Origin of the sequence: Acinetobacter sp. BEC1-S18-ESBL-01 (assembly GCF_014169935.1) — a bacterium.
GTDB lineage: Bacteria > Pseudomonadota > Gammaproteobacteria > Pseudomonadales > Moraxellaceae > Acinetobacter > Acinetobacter pittii.
In genome coordinates, this window is the sequence record NZ_AP022302.1 from 2113608 (window position 1) to 2132397 (window position 18790).

Annotated in this window: 17 protein-coding genes and 1 tRNA gene; 14 read left to right on the plus strand and 4 right to left on the minus strand. The window is 34.1% G+C overall.

The genetic code is table 11. The annotated features are described in order from the left end of the window. The first annotated feature begins 53 nt into the window (after positions 1-53). From H7R46_RS09935 to H7R46_RS09950, 5 genes are all read left to right on the plus strand, one after another. Positions 54-2510 carry a fimbria/pilus outer membrane usher protein gene (locus H7R46_RS09935; RefSeq protein WP_080631205.1) on the plus strand — a complete coding sequence of 819 codons (2457 nt, stop codon included), beginning with the start codon at positions 54-56 and terminating at the stop codon, positions 2508-2510. Further along, positions 2507-3526: a fimbrial protein gene (locus H7R46_RS09940; RefSeq protein ID WP_005069631.1), complete on the plus strand. Its 1020-nt coding sequence runs from the start codon at positions 2507-2509 to the stop codon at positions 3524-3526. Before H7R46_RS09935 ends, H7R46_RS09940 begins: the two co-directional genes overlap by 4 nt. A gap of 557 nt (positions 3527-4083) precedes the next feature. Continuing rightward, positions 4084-4263 carry a hypothetical protein gene (locus H7R46_RS19220; protein ID WP_002115975.1) on the plus strand — a complete coding sequence of 60 codons (180 nt, stop codon included), beginning with the start codon at positions 4084-4086 and terminating at the stop codon, positions 4261-4263. 81 nt (positions 4264-4344) lie between these two features. Continuing rightward, a complete protein-coding gene (locus H7R46_RS09945; protein WP_005069634.1) occupies positions 4345-5343 on the plus strand; it encodes an AraC family transcriptional regulator in 999 nt (332 codons plus the stop codon). Positions 5344-5446: 103 nt separating this feature from the next. Then, entirely contained in the window at positions 5447-6073 is a 627-nt protein-coding gene (locus H7R46_RS09950) for a sterol desaturase family protein (protein WP_005069636.1), read from the plus strand. A gap of 128 nt (positions 6074-6201) precedes the next feature. Here the strand turns inward: H7R46_RS09950 and H7R46_RS09955 are convergent, their stop codons facing one another. After that, complete coding sequence (locus H7R46_RS09955) at positions 6202-7053, minus strand: LysR family transcriptional regulator (RefSeq protein WP_005069638.1); 852 nt, start codon at positions 7051-7053, stop codon at positions 6202-6204. A 94-nt stretch (positions 7054-7147) separates the two neighbouring features. Between H7R46_RS09955 and H7R46_RS09960 the strand changes: the two genes are divergently transcribed. The 3 genes from H7R46_RS09960 to H7R46_RS09970 all read left to right on the plus strand — a co-directional run bounded on the left by H7R46_RS09960 (position 7148) and on the right by H7R46_RS09970 (position 10434). Then, positions 7148-8077 (plus strand): DMT family transporter, encoded by a 930-nt coding sequence (locus H7R46_RS09960; RefSeq protein ID WP_005069641.1) that lies wholly within the window; start codon positions 7148-7150, stop codon positions 8075-8077. Positions 8078-8312: 235 nt separating this feature from the next. Next, positions 8313-8777 (plus strand): hypothetical protein, encoded by a 465-nt coding sequence (locus H7R46_RS09965; protein ID WP_005069642.1) that lies wholly within the window; start codon positions 8313-8315, stop codon positions 8775-8777. A 241-nt stretch (positions 8778-9018) separates the two neighbouring features. Next, complete coding sequence (locus tag H7R46_RS09970) at positions 9019-10434, plus strand: purine-cytosine permease family protein (RefSeq protein WP_005069645.1); 1416 nt, start codon at positions 9019-9021, stop codon at positions 10432-10434. Positions 10435-10493: 59 nt separating this feature from the next. Here H7R46_RS09970 and H7R46_RS09975 read toward each other — a convergent pair whose 3' ends face one another. Beyond that, a complete protein-coding gene (locus H7R46_RS09975; protein WP_005069647.1) occupies positions 10494-10931 on the minus strand; it encodes a PACE efflux transporter in 438 nt (145 codons plus the stop codon). Positions 10932-11020: 89 nt separating this feature from the next. Here H7R46_RS09975 and H7R46_RS09980 point away from each other — a divergent pair, with 89 nt between their 5' ends. Then, positions 11021-11905, plus strand: a complete 885-nt coding sequence (locus tag H7R46_RS09980; protein ID WP_005069649.1) for a LysR family transcriptional regulator — start codon at positions 11021-11023, stop codon at positions 11903-11905. Positions 11906-13004: 1099 nt separating this feature from the next. Then, positions 13005-13081: transfer RNA gene (locus H7R46_RS09985), tRNA-Ile, on the plus strand. Positions 13082-13250: 169 nt separating this feature from the next. Here the strand turns inward: H7R46_RS09985 and H7R46_RS09990 are convergent. Continuing rightward, positions 13251-14114 carry an iron-containing redox enzyme family protein gene (locus tag H7R46_RS09990; RefSeq protein WP_005069652.1) on the minus strand — a complete coding sequence of 288 codons (864 nt, stop codon included), beginning with the start codon at positions 14112-14114 and terminating at the stop codon, positions 13251-13253. A 277-nt stretch (positions 14115-14391) separates the two neighbouring features. On the opposite strand from H7R46_RS09990, the gene H7R46_RS09995 reads away from it, so the two are divergent. The 3 genes from H7R46_RS09995 (at position 14392) to H7R46_RS10005 (ending at position 16604) form a co-directional block, all read left to right on the plus strand. Continuing rightward, a complete protein-coding gene (locus H7R46_RS09995; RefSeq protein WP_005069654.1) occupies positions 14392-14964 on the plus strand; it encodes a TetR/AcrR family transcriptional regulator in 573 nt (190 codons plus the stop codon). A gap of 184 nt (positions 14965-15148) precedes the next feature. Continuing rightward, positions 15149-15694, plus strand: a complete 546-nt coding sequence (locus H7R46_RS10000; RefSeq protein ID WP_002114566.1) for a 1-acyl-sn-glycerol-3-phosphate acyltransferase — start codon at positions 15149-15151, stop codon at positions 15692-15694. Positions 15695-15854: 160 nt separating this feature from the next. Further along, positions 15855-16604: a YebC/PmpR family DNA-binding transcriptional regulator gene (locus tag H7R46_RS10005; protein WP_002114471.1), complete on the plus strand. Its 750-nt coding sequence runs from the start codon at positions 15855-15857 to the stop codon at positions 16602-16604. 45 nt (positions 16605-16649) lie between these two features. On the opposite strand, the gene H7R46_RS10010 is transcribed toward H7R46_RS10005, so the two are convergent. Further along, complete coding sequence (locus H7R46_RS10010; RefSeq protein WP_002050132.1) at positions 16650-17120, minus strand: Lrp/AsnC family transcriptional regulator; 471 nt, start codon at positions 17118-17120, stop codon at positions 16650-16652. Between the two features lie 345 nt (positions 17121-17465). On the opposite strand from H7R46_RS10010, the gene H7R46_RS10015 reads away from it, so the two are divergent. Continuing rightward, positions 17466-18779 carry a DcaP family trimeric outer membrane transporter gene (locus H7R46_RS10015; RefSeq protein ID WP_032012989.1) on the plus strand — a complete coding sequence of 438 codons (1314 nt, stop codon included), beginning with the start codon at positions 17466-17468 and terminating at the stop codon, positions 18777-18779. The last annotated feature ends 11 nt before the right edge of the window (positions 18780-18790 follow it).

Sequence of the window (18790 nt, forward strand, 5' to 3'; positions counted from 1 at the left end):
TAAAAAGCCCCTTTACTTGGTATGTCGTCTCAAGTATTACGCTATTCATGCCTATGGCTATATATGCTGAAAATACTACTGATGTTCCACATTTTACAAAGGCTGAATTTGATAGCAATTTCTTAGTAGGTAATGCACAAAAAATTGATATAGCTCGCTTCAAATACGGAAATCCGATCTTGCCTGGTGAATATAGCTTAGATGTTTATATTAATGGTCAATGGCTGGGTAAACGGCGTATGCGATTTACTGCCTCAGCTCCTAACACAAATGCTGAAACATGTTTTACAGAAGCCACGTTGCTTGAATATGGCGTAAAAGCTAATGTTCTAAGTCAACATGACTCTACTTCGTCTCTTTCATGTAAAGCTCTCGCTTCATGGATAGATAGTGCTTTTTATGTATTTGATAGTTCCCGTTTAAGAATTGATATTTCGATCCCGCAAGTCATCTTAGAAAAAAATCCGCAAGGCTATATCGATCCACATTTGTGGGATCGCGGTATTAATGCAGCTTTTTTAAGCTATAACGCCACAGCATATCGAATAGTCAATGAACAACATGAAAATAGTTATGCTTTTATGGGAACCAATCTTGGAGCAAATTTAGCAAGTTGGCAGTTTCGCCATAATGGACAATGGAAATGGCAAAGCCAATCTAATTCTCAATCTAATAATTCTTCTTATACCTCGACAAATACATATGTACAAAAGGCATTTCCAGATATCCACGGTGTTATGACTTTAGGAGATTATTTTACTAATAGCGATTTTATTGACTCTTTGCCCTATCGTGGAATGAATATTTCAAGTGATGACCGAATGCTTCCAAATAGCATGCTCGGTTATGCTCCAAGAGTTCGAGGTTATGCCAAAACCAATGCAAAAGTCGAAGTTAGACAACAAGGTAATTTAATTTACCAGACCACCGTTCCACCCGGGAACTTTGAAATTAATGATCTCTATCCCACAGGATTTGGAGGTGAGTTACAAGTTTCGGTACTTGAATCTAATGGAATAGTTCAAAAATATTCTATTCCATATGCTTCTGTCATTGAAATGCTACGTCCTCAAATGAGCCGATATTCATTCACCTTAGGACAATTTCGAGACCCAAACATTAAGTTAACTCCATGGCTAATACAGGGTAAATATCAACGCGGAATCAACAATTACCTTACAACTTATAGCGCAATTCAAGGAACGCAGCAGTATTTCTCTGTATTGTTAGGTACAGCTTTTTCAACACCTATTGGCGCTATTTCTTTTGATGCAACACATTCAAATGCCAATTTTTCTCATTCAACTAAAATGACAGGGCAAAGTTATCGTCTAAGTTACAATAAGTTATTTTCTCCAACGCATACTAACTTAACACTAGCAACTTATCGTTATTCAACACAAAACTATCTCAAACTACGTGATGCAATTTTAATTCGGGACTTACAAGAGCAAAACATTGATAGTTTTTCGGTAGGTAAGCAAAAAAGTGAATTCCAGATTAATTTAAATCAAGCTCTTCCAAACCAATGGGGAAATTTCTATTTAGTAGGTTCGTGGACAAACTATTGGAACCAGTCTACTACTAATAAGCAATTCCAATTAGGCTATAGCAACCAATTTAAAGATTTAACCTATAGTTTCTCTGCAATTAATAGTGAAACTATTGAAGCTGGCAGACAAGCTGACCAAGATACTCGATACCTCATTTCTCTATCCTTTCCCTTAGATTTTAAGAAAAGCTCTTTAAATTTTAATAGTCTTCTAAGTGAAGATAGCCAAATTTTGAGTTTTAGCGGTTATACAGGAAACCGTTTGAATTACGGCGCATCAATTTCCAGTCAAAACCATGGTCAAACGAATCTCAATATCAATGGCAACTATAAGACAAACTACACAACATTAGGTGCTTCATTCAGTTACGCTGACTCATATCAACAAGAAATGCTTAACTTGAGTGGCAATATCGTTACCCACTCCGGAGGAATTCTGTTTGGTCCAGATCAAGCTCAAACAATGGTTTTAGTTTATGCCCCAGATGCAACAGGAGCACAAGTCGGTAATACACCAGGCCTCAGCATAAACAAAAAGGGATATGCGGTTATCCCCTATGTTACGCCTTACCATATGAATGACATTAGCCTTGATCCGCAAAACATGTCCACACAGGTTGAGCTAGCTGAAAGTAGCTTACGTATTGCTCCCTATGCAGGCTCAATCACTAAAGTTCAATTCACAACAAAAAAAGGTTACGCACTTTTTATCAGCCCAACCACTTTAGATGGCTCACATTTACCTTTTGCCGCACAGGTATATAACCAAAATAACGAAGTGATAGGTATTGTTGCGCAAGGCAGCCGTATTTATTTACGAACCCCCTTAACCCATGACCTTTTATATGTGAAATGGGGAGAAAGGAGTACTGAAAAATGCGAACTTGAATACGATATCACGGATCAAATAAAGCATAACAATCAATCAATTATTATGACAAAGGCAGTCTGTAAATGAATAAGATTTTAAAAAAAATTGGATTTTTGGCAGTGAGTCTATTTGCTTATAGCCATACAAATGCAAATTGTAATTTAAGTAAGGGATTTACCACCGTCGATATTCCGATGAACATTGGTAAAATCGTCGTAAAACCGACTGACCCTATAGGGACTATCTTACAAAGGAATACTTTTACAATTTCTCCCAATAATTCTACTGCAACATGTAGTCGTGCTAGTGATCAAATTATTGCAGCTCTCCCCTTAAATTATCCAATTAGCCCAATAGGTAATAATGTATATGCAACCAATATTCCCGGTATTGGTATTCGTCTTTATCGTGAAGCAGCAGATGCTTCAGATTTTTCTGGGTATTATCCATATAGACGTACTTTAACCCCAAATACTGCATATACCCTTTCACCGGGATATTTTGTTATGGAAGTTATTAAAACATCCATGACCACAGGTTCAGGAGCATTAGTAGCAGGACGTTACAGCACCTATTATGTATCAGGTCAACAAAACCGACCATTTTTAACTACTACAGTATTAAGTAATGCTCCTATTCTGATCGCGTCTTCATCATGTGAAATTCAAAATGGTGTAGATATACCTATTCAACTCCCGACTGTTACAAAGTCAGGTTTTAAAGCGATTGGTTCAACACAAGGCGAGCAGAGCTTTAATCTATCGATTTTATGTAACGGCGGCGAAAACAACTCGGGTATAGCAACAAGTAACACCATCAGCTTAAGTTTTGACTATAATTCTGATCCCAAAAATAATCAGGTCATTAATAATAGTGCAGCAAACTCAACCAAAGCCAATGGTGTGGGTGTAGAACTATTATGGAATATGAATGGTGCCACTACCCCAATTCAAAAAACAATAAAACAAAATATAGGCACAGTCAGCTCTAATCAGACTATAGAGTACGATATCCCCTTAACTGCTCGTTACTATCAAACAGCGGCTAATGTAAGCGCGGGTGAGGTTACGGCAACAGCAACTGTAACTATTCAATATGATTAATTTATCTCTAAAAATTTATTAAAAATAATTAAGCTTAGCTCAGCTAAATAATCTTAAAATTTAACGGTTCAAAAATTTTGTAGTTATATTAAAAAGTCACATAAAAAAATGCTCATAAGCAAAAATAGCAAATGAGCATTAGTGATAACCACTTAACCTGAAATACAAATTGTGGGAAATAGATCACAATTTGCATAACTATAATTCCAAAATTTAGCTTAAAAATCAAGTCTTTTTTTTAACAAAAATTTAAATAAGCACAGTAAACTATTGTTTTATATTAATTAAAAATTAAATTTATTTTTTACATTCCTATTTTATAGTGTTTCTAAAGAATTATCATTCTATTAATTAATAAAAACTTAATTTTAAGAAATAATGAAAGAAATTGATTTATATGGCCTAAAAATAATTTATTTATTTTTCAAAAGCTTAATAAAAAACGAATTTTATAAAATTATAAAGAATTACATAATCTATAATAAAAAAAACATAAATAAATTTAGAAATCCCCTTCAATTACAAACAATATTCTTAGGCTTTTATCAGAACGTAACATGCTCATTTTTTGGAAAATATTATGTATTGTTTTACTAAGTCTAGGAGCTACAAGTATAGGTTACGCGATCAGTAAAATTGATCTTTTTCTTTTCCTCATAGGGCTACTTTTACTAATATCTTTTATTTTAGCTTTAAAACAGGCACGTGAAGATGCAGGCTTTTTTTCTGATCAATGAAATTTATAGGTAAGAATATCGTATTAACAATAAATTCATGATTGAATGCATTGTACAACTTTCTGGATATTTATAAAAAACATGTCAAAAAATTCTTCCGATGCCGGAATTTTTTTATGGATGACTTATCAAACTATGCAGCAAATGGGATTAGATGCAGCATCTATTTTTGCAAGTGTAAATTTACCCAATCAACCGCCCGATAAAAATATTCGTAGAGACAATTCTACTCAACAGCGATTTTGGACAGCGGCAGAAGAAATAAGTGAAGATCCTGATATTGGTTTGCATGTAGGTAGTCAAATGCCTGCTTTCAGAGGTTTAGTTATTGAATATTTATTTTTAAGTAGTTCTACTTTCGGTGAAGGTTTACAACGTGCTTTAAGATATCAGGACCTGTTAACCGATGTATTTAATCTTTCTTTAATTGTTGAAAAAGATATCGCGTTATTAGTAGGTTTTGAACACCCTGTAAGACATTATCTTGAATGTGGTATCGGTATTTTTCTTAATTTTTTTAAATATATTACAAATAACGAGTTTAGACCTAGCCAAATTACATTACCTTATCAACAAGGTGCTTCAGCTAATAATTATCAAGAAGCTTGGAAATGCCCGGTAATTTTAAACCAAAAACAAGGTGCTATAATTTTTCCTAGTACATTATTGAATAAAGCATCACCAGCGGCTGAACCTGAATTATTAAAAATTCATGAAACAATTGCTGAACAGCAACTATCAAACTTAGAAAAGCATCAACTTGTTTATGCGATTGAGCGCTTGCTCAGCAATGGTTTACTTGAATCTGGTCAATTCGATCAAAAATTTATTGCTGAACAATTAAATCGTAACCCACGTACCCTTCGAGCTGATTTACAAGCAATTAATACTAATTACGAGAAAATTTTAAACCAGCATCGAGAGAAGCTTGCAAGACGTTTACTTGCAAACACCAAAGAAACCCTTGATCAAATTGTTTATTTAACTGGCTTTTCTGAACCCTCTGCATTTACACGAGCTTTTAAACGTTGGACTGGTGAAACTCCAAGCGCATATCGCCAACGCAAACAAAAGCAATAAAATTGATTTTATAGGCAGTTCTTGGACTGCCTATAAAGTCAAAACGATAAAACTTTCTTATTTTACAATGCATTTAAATTATGATTCATGAGAAGTAATTAGTATGCTCGGGTTTCCTGTCGGTATTTTTGTTGCAAATGGCCTTGAATGGTACTTCCATAAAGTTTGGTTACACGAATATCCAACTAAGTATCGTAATAGCCCTTTTTTTACTCATATTGCTCATCATAAACGTGCTCGCTTAAATAATTTTCATGATGAAGGTTATGCAGAATCAATGTTCAAAAATGCAGAAATTTATAATGAAAAAACAGCATTAATTAGTTTAGCTGGTGCTGCAACAGTATTCTTACCAGTAGCGCCCTTTTTTACAGCTGGGCTTTATTATGGCTTATGGAATTATTGGCGTGTACATTCAAAAGCCCATTTAGACCCTGAATATGCTAAGAAACGTATCCCTTGGCACTATGATCATCATATGACAAGCAATCAAAATGCTAATTGGTGCGTTACCAAACCATGGTTTGACTATATTATGGGAACTAGGGTCAAAACCGAGGTATCTCAAACCGAAAGTAACCCCTTAGGTATCAAATTACCTAAGTTGCTAGAAAAACCAATTAATTTTGCTGCTCGACGCATACTTGCCACATCGTATGCCAAAATTGATTTAAACTCCGAACAGGACCAATCTAATTTACGTAGAGGAATAGAAATCAGTCTGGCTTAAAATTTATCTCAATATAAAAGCTGCGGACTCCAGTAGCTTTTATACAAATGGATCGCAATTAACAGATTAGATATACAAATGGATCGCAATTAACAGATTAGATATACAAATGGATCGCAATTAACAGATTAGACCTTAAAAGCTTCAAAACAAGATATAAGAAAATCCATTACTACACGTATTGCAGGGCTATGTCGCAAATCTTCGTGTGTGACTAACCATATTTCAGCACTCATCGGATAATCATCTTGTAATCTGATCAAATTACTCAGAGCTCCTAAAAAATCAGGTAAGACCGCTAAACCAATTTCTCCACATGCAGCTCTCCACTGTAACTCGGGATTATTGGTAACCATTATAGGTTCTTTATGACTTAACCTTTCTTTTAATTTTTGCTGTTTTTGACCATGCACTCCCCCCACTTCTACACTAATCCATTCATAATTTTCAGGATCTGTTGAAGCTAAATAATTTGGACCTGCATATATTCCAAAAGGTATTTCACCTACTTTGCGAGCAACTAAATTTTCATCTTTGGGACGTCCAAATCGTACCGCAATATCAGCCTCACTATGCTGTAAAGAAACATAATGAACATCACCGAGCACCCGTAATTTTAATTGCGGATAATGGCGATAAAATTTACCCAAATGAGGCATGATGAGATGTGCAGCAGTTAAGGGAGGCATACTAATAGAGACACTTCCCATTACTTCTTGCTGACCTGCTTGAGTTAAACGCTCGATAGAAAAAGTTTCTTCCATCATACGAGCAACTACTTGTGCAAGACGCTCTCCGTCAGGAGTCAGAATGTATGTCCGTGGCCTACGATCAACTAATTTAAGTTTTAAATTTTGTTCTAGCTGGGCAATTCTTCTGGATACAGTTGCATGGTCTACACCCAATTTTCTAGCAGCAGCGGAAAGTGACTTTTCTTCGGTAAAAACTGAAAAGTAATGCAAATTTTCCCAATCAATCATTGTGCAAATTTTCACATTAGAAGTGTATTAATATGGAATTGTACACCTTTATAGATTTGCCGAGAATAAAACCTTTCATAATGGGAGCCTGTCCATGAACAGAACGGTGGCTTATGCCTATGCTGGTGTTGTCTTAACGATGTTTTTTTGGGGATCAGCATTTAATGCAATGTCTTATATTATTCAACATATGCCCCCGTTATCTGCTGCGTCTGAACGTTTTTTTATTGCAAGTCTAGGCTTACTCTTAATCTTTTCAATAACAGGCCAGCTTAGATGGACAGCCTTAAGACAGAATCTAGTAATCTATTTGATTATTGGTATTATCGGAATTGCAGGATTCAACATTGGCTGTTTTTATGGACTTCAAACCACATCAGCTGTTAACGGTGCTTTAATTATGGCAACCACGCCATTAATGACTCTATTAATGACAATCCTTTTAGATGGTGAAAAACTTACTACTAATAAATTCTTAGGCGTTTTATTTGGCTTAAGTGGTGTGTTACTGGTGATTAGTCAGGGACATATAACGACTTTGCTGCACCTCAAAATAGACATTGGAGATCTATTTATATTATTGGGCGCATTTGGATTTTGTCTTGCAAATGTACTGTCTCGCCGTTATGTAAAAAATGCTACTCCCTTAGAAACAACAACTTTTTCTATGCTGTTCGGGGCAATAACACTTGGTTTGTTGAGTGTGATATTTGAAGATCCTCTTACAGCGATTACATCTGCCCCTATAAATGCGCACTTAGCCATGGGATATGTTGTTATCTGCTCTACCATGATTGCTTATCTATTCTGGTTTAATGGCATACAAAAGTTAGGTGCTGGTCGTGCTTCTGTCTTTTTTAACTTTGTGCCAGTGTTCAGTATGATAATTGCTCTACTTACTGGACAAGCCCTCAATATCTGGCAGTTAGTAGGAACAGTTTTAGTGATGCTTGGTGTAATGAGTAGCGGAGGATTTTTTAAAATTAAAAGCACTCCACTTATGGCAAAACATTGTACAAAATAAGAAATATGCTGCTACATTAAAGATCTATCCTTAATATGTAGCAACATTTTCAAATATAAAAATTATTCCTCAACAATTTCTTTAAATTCTTATATTTTCAAAATTTTTTACATTTGTGATGGTTTATACAAAAGCTCATCTTAATTATTCCGTTGTAACAAATACTGTATGTTTCTTTAAAACTTAATAAAAGATTGCCATATATAGTTTTAAAACAACCAAAGGAGATATTAAAATGAAGCTGGATTTTACAACAATTGAAAAGCAAGCCAAATTGCTACAAGAAGAGCAAGAAAAGATCGAGCAACGAGATCATGAATTTCAAGTTGCCTTAGATAAACACAGAGAATCCCTCAAGAATTTATTTAAAGATCTTTTCTCCGACCGAGAAATTAAGACAGAAAATGGAGGTCACTTCTGTGTAACCTTCGGAGATTTCAAAATTTCCTTATTGATTGAAACTGCTAAATTTGAAAATGGTGTTCCTGTAAAATTAAACTCCGTAAATCCTGTTATTATTAAATGCAAGAAAGATAAGCCGATTGCAAAAGCACAGTTTACAGATGCAACCCAATATCTAGATAACCATTTAGACGCTCCAAATTATCAGTATTATTTTAAGCAAGAAGATAAGACCCAACTGGTACAATTTTCTGAACTTCCCACTTATTTCCAACTTGTTTTAGACGCAAACGCATAAAATAGAGCCCTCTGCAGAGGGCTTTTTCATATATTATTTTTTTATCATTTAACTTTTAAAAAATAAAATCAGTCAAATACTTTTTCTACTTATCTATGAATTATTTAACTCAATTTTAACGTCCAATACTTCAAAAATATTTGATTCTTCTTAAAATTACTTGTATATACATGTTTATATTTGCTTATACAAATATGAATGAATAAGAATAGGATGGCTCTTAAAGGATAAGGAGAGTGAAATGGACTCATCGGCTGGGAAACCTAATAGTAGTTTTATAGAAAACCGAAGCATCGACTTTATTCCTGAAAATGAAAGACATGGCGGAGTATTTGCCCAATTCACCCTATGGTTTGGTGCTAACTTACAAATCACAGCTATTGTGACAGGCGCGCTAGCCGTTGTGTTAGGTGGGGATGTTTTTTGGTCTATTATTGGCTTATTAGTAGGACAATGTTTTGGTGCTGGCGTCATGGCACTACATGCTGCCCAAGGTCCTAAACTTGGCCTCCCTCAAATGATTTCAAGCCGTGTGCAATTTGGGGTTTATGGCGCGTGCATTCCAATCATACTCGTTTGCCTTATGTATATTGGTTTTACCGCAACTGGAGAGGTATTAGCGGGTAAAGCAATTGCACATTTGGCACATGTCAGCAATACAACTGGTATCTTAATTTATGCAAGTTTAATCATTTTATTCGCAACGATTGGATACCGTTTAATCCATTTGGTAGGCAAAGTAGCCAGTATTATTGGTTTGATTGCTTTTGTGATAATTTTGACTCAGATCTTCGCACTTTCTGATTTTTCTGAACTCTTAGCAGTACGTCATTTCAGCTGGTCTTCATTCTTGTTAGCAGTTTCCCTTTCTGCTTCTTGGCAAATCTCTTTTGGTCCCTATGTTGCAGATTATTCTCGATATCTTCCAACTAAAACATCTTCATCTCGTGTTTTTTGGGCTGTCGGCTTAGGTTCTTTAATTGGCTCACAAATTTCTATGAGCCTAGGCGTTTTAATCGCTCAGGTTGCAAACGGCAATTTTGTCGGAAATGAAGTTCAATATGTTGTTGGTATGAACCCAATTGCCCTCGTCGTGATCTTTCTATATTTTAGTATCGCTTTTGGGAAAGTTACTCTAACGACCTTAAATGCCTATGGCAGTTTTATGTGTATTGCTACGATTTGGAATAGTTTCAAATCGACAAATCAAATCTCAAAAATAACAAGATTACTGATTGTCCTTGCTATGGTTGTAGTCTCAACCTTTATTGCAATTATAGGTGAACATACTTTTTTAAGCGCCTTTAAAGCATTTATTTTGTTTTTACTCACCTTTTTTATTCCGTGGAGTGCCATTAATCTTGTTGATTACTACTTTATCTCTAAAGAAGAATGTGATGTAGATGCACTGTATGATCCAAATGGTAAGTATGGCCGTTGGAATCGGATTGGAATTACCTGCTACTTTCTAGGTATTTTGATTCAACTACCATTTATTGATAGTAAATTCTATACGGGTCAAATTGCGGCAATGTTAGGAGGAATCGATTTATCGTGGCTTGTAGGACTTATTTCTACTGCATTGATTTACTACATTTTCGCCAAGAAAGCTCAACTCAAGTTTTCAAAACAATTAGTGATTGATCAAATTAAATAATTGAACTTAATAAGCTATCAAAGTTAATCACCTTGATAGCTTATAAAATAATTTTACGGTTATTCTGCTAGCGCTTTAGCCTGTGCCGAAATAGGCAATCCAAATAACTTATCAAAACTCCAATTAAATATAAAAGTATAGACAGGAATAATGATAATAAAGGCCACATCTAACCAAAAAGCAGCAATCAGGGAAATATCCATCCACCATGAAATAAGCGGAATTAAAAACAGAACCAAAGTAAGCTGGAACCCGATGGCATGTCCAACTCTACGCTTAACTGTACGGATATGACTGCTTTGTTTAGCTTCCCATTTCTCATATAAAATATTGTAGATAAAATTCCAAGTTACAGCGATGGTCGTAATCATGACGGATAATGGTCCAGTATGTTCAACACTATCACCTGCCAAAATCGCTAACCCTACTGATGAAATAACCATTCCGATTATTTCATAGGAAGAAACATATACAATTCGACGCTTTATACCTTGCATAATCACTAAACTCTGCTTAATTCCTTATATTTTAATTTCAGTCAAAATCATATATAAAGTTAATAGCTTTCAGTTCAGCTGATATCAAAATGAATTTTAACAGTGAAAATATTGAACTTTTCATAACGGTACTCGATACAGGTTCTTTCTCTGCGGCTGCTCGTAAACTAAATCGAGTCCCCTCAGCAGTAAGTATGGCCGTTGCTAATTTAGAAGCAGAATTGGGTTATATATTATTTGAACGGACTCCTCGAAAGGTCATTCCTACCGCTACAGCATTAGCCTTGGAACCTCAAGCACGGATCATTTCTGAACAACTTAGGCTATTTAGCACTCATGCACATGAACTTTCTTTAGGACTTGAAAGTAAATTGCGTATTGGCGTTGTTTCCGATGTAAATACAAAATTATTATTCCACTCAATAAAGAAACTAGCCGATAAATTCCCTTTACTAAACATAGAAGTTATTACTGCTCCCCAAGACGACATTGTTAATTTACTTTATACGGAGCAAATCAGTCTTTGCTTAGCGGGTTCAGACCTCAATATAAAAATGCGCGAGAATCTACAATTGGTAATGACTGAAACAGTGGCGGCTACGATTTCTTCTAACCACGCTCTTCTACAAGATAGAACAAAGCAGTTTTCTATTGAAGAATTAATCAATATTAGACAAATTGTTGTGGCGAGTAGTGAACATGAAATGAAAGATCCCCGTTCAATTATTGGTGCAATGTACTGGAAAACCAATAGTCTACAAACAGCAATTAATATGGTTGAAGCTGGACTTGGTTGGGGAAATTTTCCGTTATCACTAGTACAAGATAAAATTGATCAAGGTCACTTAGTCCTTTTAGATTTTAAAAATACAAAAAATCATTTACCTCTATCTATTTATTTAATTTGGCTCCAAGATCGCCCTTTACCTAAAGCAGCTAGAGAGTTGATTCAAATTATTCAAGAAAATTTATAGGCTAGTTCTGAAAGTCTAAGGATTTTTATAGTTTTAATTCTTGTTAAATCTAGTTTATTTAAAGCTTAAGTTTATTACTCTGTACTCTATATCTAAATACTACTAAAAACAAAAAGCCTACTTAGAAAGTAGGTCTCTTGTTGTATTTCAGGATTAAGCAATAATATTTTGTTTTGTAAAAAATACACTTATACTTTATTAAAACCAAGTATTTTAGTCAAGAATAAAGTTTATAAGATACAAATATTTGTATTGTTGTGAAGACAATCACAATTTAGGTTTTATATAGAAAATACTTTAGAGAAGGAAAGATATTTTAATGATAAAAATTTCTATTACCGCCCTTAACAGCTTTTTTAGAAAAATACAACAAACACCTTAATAAAAAGTATTATATTTTAATTAAATTTATTTGCATCAAAAAATATTAGATCCTTTTATTCGTTACTTTTATTTTTCATTATTAAAGTTGCTAACTTTATATCTTAATATTTACTTTTTAATAAGTTGAATTTAAGTTTCACACATACTCTAAAATTAACAATACTATTTTCTTAAGTAATTTGGCCCTTATAGTCCATATTTTTTACTACATATAGGCTAGAACTCTATTAAGAGAATTATTGTAACTATTATTTTTCGAAATATATAATTAAAAAGGTAATCTACCATATATCTAAAGCTTAATTACAATATAAAATATATAATATTTTTAATCACCATTTATATTTATCTTAAATAAGTTTTTTCTAATTCTATATTTTCACAACACACAAACAGCACATCTACAATTCCTGCTTATATTTTAAACAAAATTTATTTTATATGAATTAATGTCTCAAACTACAAATACAATTAAGTCATCGTCACAATAGATTGATAGAATAAATTCTAATTGATCGATAAATAACTTCTCCCACTTTACTCTTGAAGTACACATAAGCTAGAATCACTATCGCTTGAAATATTAACCAATAAGACACAATATTTTTGGGTTTAGTTTGCGTCTACTTCAGAAAATGACTTGTGTTTAATTAAAAAATTGATTAGTATTGCACGCACTGAAAAGCATTGAGATTAAAAGCTTTTCTGACTTATAGGGCCTATAGCTCAGTTGGTTAGAGCAGCGGACTCATAATCCGTTGGTCCACAGTTCAAGTCTGTGTGGGCCCACCAAATACCGAACCTCATAAACAAAAAGTTTATGGGGTTTTTTAATATATATCTAAATAGAATATGCTTTACTCTTATAAAAAATACTCAAAATTTAAATTTATTTTATCCCTAAATTTTAGATGTTTTAAAATACACTTACGTTCCGTACTAAATATCCATCTTTCATCTATTAAGCTAAGATTTGCTTTCGCATGGGCTCAGAATTCTCTAATTGTGTATCCCAAAACTTTTCCCATAAATCACAATACTCTAAGCATAATTTTTCAATATAGTTAAAGTCTTCTTCTGTACAAGCTTGCATCAAGACATACCATAAATCTTCTTCATGATCGTCATCTGCTGCTTCAGCACTTTCATCCTCAGAGATACCATGTACATGATAATAACCACCACCCTCCACATCTAGACCAACTGCTTTAGTTGCTCTACGTAAAGGTGGACTATATAGAATGACTTCTTCCTCTGCGACTGCTAATAAGGCTGAAACAGCTTTATAGTCATCATAAGCATTTTCTAAAAATACTCTAACCTGATCTGCAATTTCAGTCGGATGATAAGTTAGACGATCTTGTTCTGTAATACCAAAATCATTCAATATATCTTCAAATAAGGGATAATGAGCATATTCAGGATTTCCCTGATAGTAGCCGTCTTTATCCAATCCTGGCCGAAATCCAAACTCATCAAAAATATTTAAACTCAAAAGAAAACGCGGGTACATTTTTGCACCAGCATGCAATCTAGGCTCTAATTGTTTAGTTTGAAATTGCGCCATGAGCAATGCATCAGTGAAAGTTTGCACAATTGCATGACGATACTCTAAATGAATTTTTTTTAAATCTTCTTTATTAATTTCGCCATTATTTAAAGTATCGATTGCAGGATGATGAGATACAGGATGTTTTGCAATCTTTGCTCTTAATCGGGTCAAAAAGTTTGAATTTTTTTCCCATAGTTCAGCTGAAATGCTTTGTTTCATCCCTGCGAGTGCTTTCTTTCTAGGATTATTAAAATTCTCAAATTTCTTAGGCATATCCGCTCTCATTAAACTTATTGAAGCATAATCGATTTTTACATATTTTATTATAAAAACAATGACTTAAATTAATATTTAAATATGTTCCTTCATTGATTAATATTAGAATTAAAATCGTACGAAATCAAATAAAAATTTTAAAAAAATCCAATTAATGATAATCATTATCACAATCTCAACTTGAATCAAAATCAGTTTTTTATTATCATAATTTGTATTAAAAATTTAATATTTTAGATTAAGTTATAATTAGTTTTAACTATATGGAATAGTAATGTCAAAAAAAGAAGATATTATAAATACTGCTTTAAATTTATTTAATCAGATTGGGTACAATGCTACTGGTGTTGACCGTATTATTGCTGAATCAAATGTTGCAAAAATGACTTTTTATAAATATTTTCCGTCAAAGGAAAATTTAATTATGGAATGCTTGCAACATCGAAACATAAATATTCAAAACTCAATCAATGAACAATTAAGTTTACATCAAGATGCTAGTCCTCTTGAGAAAATTCATATTATTTTTAATTGGTATATTGAATGGATCAATAGCGAAACATTTAATGGCTGTTTATTTAAAAAGGCATTTATTGAAGTATCTAAACAATATACTTCAATTCGTGAACCATTTTATGAATATACAAAATGGTTGACTAATCTATTACATGAAAAGCTTAATCAATTAGGTATAGAAAATCCAACACCCCTTGTTCATATCATTATTTCTATTATTGATGGGATGATTATTGATGGAACGACAGATAAAAACCTTATTAACCCTGAAAAAATTTGGAAATATATTGAATATTTAATTAATGAAGAGATACCACAGCCAGTATCTTAATTTTAAAATTATCTAGGTTATTACTTTCAGACGAAGTTTGAGAAAAATAAAAAAGAACTTTTAAAGTATTTTAGAACTTAGATAATCCTTAACTTTTGTGCTCTACTTTAGCTTTCATAATTTTTCTAGGCTTTTTTACAAACTCATATTAGAATCCTGAAAATTTATCAATTTGCACTGATGTATGAAAAAATTTCTAGGTAACTCTATCTTTAAAGCCGTTGGTTGGACCTACAATGTAGACCCACAAATTCTTGAGAAAAAACAAGTTATTATTGGCTTTGAACATACCTCAAATCTAGATGCAGTGCTCTCGATTGCCCTCTTCCAAATGTTAGACATCAAAATTCATACTCTAATAAAGAAAGAACTTTTCAAAGGCCCCCTTAAGCCAATTTTAGAAAAATTGGGTGGCATTCCTGTTGATCGTAAAGCAAGTAAAGATATCGTTTCGCAAATGGTTGAACAATTTCAAACCCATGAAACTTTTAACTTAGTGATTGCTCCAGAAGCTACACGTGCTAAAGATGGCTCTGAACGTAAGCCTATCCGTACAGGTTTTTGGCATATTGCAAAAGCAGCCAATGTTCCTATTGTTTTAATGTATGCCAATGCTCGAAGTAAACAAGGTGGGATTTTAGGTAAAATTTACCCGACTGATTTACAAAAAGACTTGGAAACCATTAAAGAGCTGTACGCTCAATTTGGTATAGATGTAAAAATTAACTAAATCAAATTGGACTTGATTTGACCTAATCTCAATCATTAGGTCTTAAGCTTATTGTTCTTATTCAATTGGCTAACAAAACGCAGGCAACAGTTTTCAACAAAACCAAGCCTATGCTAATATTCCAGCACTTTTGCATTTTCTTTTTTTGGAGTTCACGTCCATGGCGGGTCATTCTAAATGGGCCAATATTAAGCATCGTAAAGCTAAACAAGATGCAAGTCGCGGTAAGGTTTTTACTAAATATATTCGTGAAATTGTGACTGCTGCCAAACTTGGTGGTGGAGATCCTGCTAGCAACCCTCGTCTGCGTGCAGTAGTTGAAAAAGCTCTCTCAGTTAATATGACACGTGACACCATTAACCGTGCTATCCAACGTGGTGCTGGTGGTGAAGATAATGATGATCTAAAAGAAGTAACTTATGAAGGTTATGGTGTTGGCGGGGTTGCTGTTCTTGTTGAAACAATGACAGATAACTTAAACCGTACAGTACCAGACGTACGTCACTGTTTTAGTAAAACAAATGGTAACTTAGGAACTGCGGGTTCTGTATCTTATCTATTTACTAAACGTGGTGAGATTACTTTTGAAGATGTTTCTTTAGAAGATAAAATCATGGAAGTTGCTTTAGAAGCTGGTGCTGAAGATATTGAAGTTTCAGAAGATGAAATTTTGGTAATCACTTCACCAGAAACTTTCGGTGAAGTACAAGATGCTCTTACTGCTGCTGGTTTAAAATCTGATAACGCAGAAGTTGTGATGAGTCCATCTACAAAAGCTGAAATTACCGATGTTGACCAAGCAAAACAAATTCTTAAAATGATTGATATGTTTGAAGATCTTGACGATGTACAAAACGTTTATACTAACGTTGAATTCTCGGATGAGGTTTTGGCTCAACTTGATGCTTAAATCAAACATTTGAATCAAAGAAAACGCACCATTTGGTGCGTTTTTTTATAGCTTATTGAGCAAGTTATAGCAATTAAACACATTATATTCTTTAATGACAAAGCTAGAATGCAAAGCAACTACATTGTCGATTTTTCCAATACGTCTTAATAAAATTTCACTGTAGTCATCCATGTTGCGTGCTACAAGCTCTAAAATAAAATCAGCACTCTGCCCCGTTACTAAGAATGCATTAGTTACTTCTGGAATTGCTTCTATTTCAGACAGAAACTTATCAAATGTTTCACTATCATGTTTACTCAATGAAACTTGCAATAAAATATGTAAAGTAAAACCAAGCTTACTAAAATTAATTTCCCTTTTGAGCTGTCCCATGATGTTGGCTTCAATCAGGTGCTTAATACGCCGATGCACAGAACTGACTGACAGATTGATCCGTTCTGAAAGTTCATTCAAATTTAAGTCTTCATGAGACAAAATTTCTAGAATTTGTTTATCAAAACGATCTAACTCCACTCTTATCTCCAGCCAGAATTTCACAGTAAAGACAGTATAACCCTATACCATCACCTCTGCATTGAAAATACAAAGGTTTATGGGTAGCAAAACTCTATTTCTTTTATAGAGCTTAAGTCTTTTATGCCTTTTAAACGTGCAAGTAGTGTCAGAGGCGGTTCATTTTAGAGAGTCAGTTTTATGCTTAAATCTGATTTATCGATGCAAAATTCTTATTCTCACTATCATTTGAGGCTAAAAAGGAAGTAATCATCAAAATTTGGCTATTTTTCAAGTTTCTTAAAGTTGGCATCATTTTTGTTATGTATTTGCAGGAAAATTTTTATCCATGTCGGGGGAGTTCCTGTGAATAAGATCAAAACACTAGTGTTAGCAATGAGTTCTTTAGGTGCAATGAGCGTGACGATGCCTGTGCATGCCGCTACAGATGCTGAAGTTAACGCCTTACGCGATGAGGTAAAGGAGTTAAAACAACTCGTCCAGAAACTATCTGATCAACAAAAAACAGCTTTAACTGTCACTGCTCCAGCAACAATTCTCGCAGCACCTGCCACCCCTACACCCCCTGCATCAAAACCAGGTTGGATGGCTATGGCCGATGGGCAAACTCAAGTCAAGCTTTATGGTAGTGTTCGCGCAGATGCAACCTATGACTTTAAAGGTTCAAATGGCAGTATTTCAAATGGTGCCAATTATCCACTCAATAAAGATGATCCAAAACAAGACTCACTAAATGTATCTGCAGCAACTTCACGAATTGGCTTAGATATTACTCGTCCAACTCAATATGGAGATTTAACAGGTAAAATTGAAGCCGATTTCATGGGTGGCAATGGAGATAATGGCAATGGTACTTTCCGTGTTCGTCATGCCTATATGTCTTTAGGAAAATGGTTAGCTGGTCAAACAACCTCACCGTTTGTAAACACAGATACATCACCAGAAACAGTAGACTTTAATGGCGCTATTGGTACAGGTACTACACGTACAGTACAGGTTCGTTACACCCAGCCAATTAATGCACAACAAAAAATATTAGTTGCCTTAGAGGGTGGCGATGTTGAAAAAGCTGGTAATGCTGCCGGTGGAAGCCGTTTTCCTGCTTTAACAGCACGATATGATTTCAAAACTACGGATAACAAAGGCCTATTACAGTTACATGGTCTTGCCCATGAAAACCGTGTGGCTCCAAAAGATAGTACTTCTGAAGAAAAATTTGGCTGGGGTGTAGGCGTTGGAGGTAAATATGATTTAACGCCTCAAGATAGCGTGGTTGCTAACTACTATCATGTTAAAGGCGATGGCCGTTATTTACTTTATAGCAATTCGGCTTATAACTATGACACAACAACACAAGATATTAATTTAGGAGAATTCGATAGCGCAGTAATTGGATATCAACGTAAATGGAGCCCTATTCTGCGTTCTACTTTTGCTGTAGGTGGTATTCAATATAAAGATGATAATGTCTATGCAAATAGCAATTTAACCAATACCAGCTATAACAAAGAAATTTATAACGCTTTAGTCAATTTAATCTGGAACCCAGTTAAAAATATTGATTTAGGAGCAGAATATACTTACGGTCAACGTGAAACTTTTGCAGGTGACAAGGGTGATTATTCACGTATCAACCTGCTAGCAAAATATAGTTTCTAAAAATTAGATAT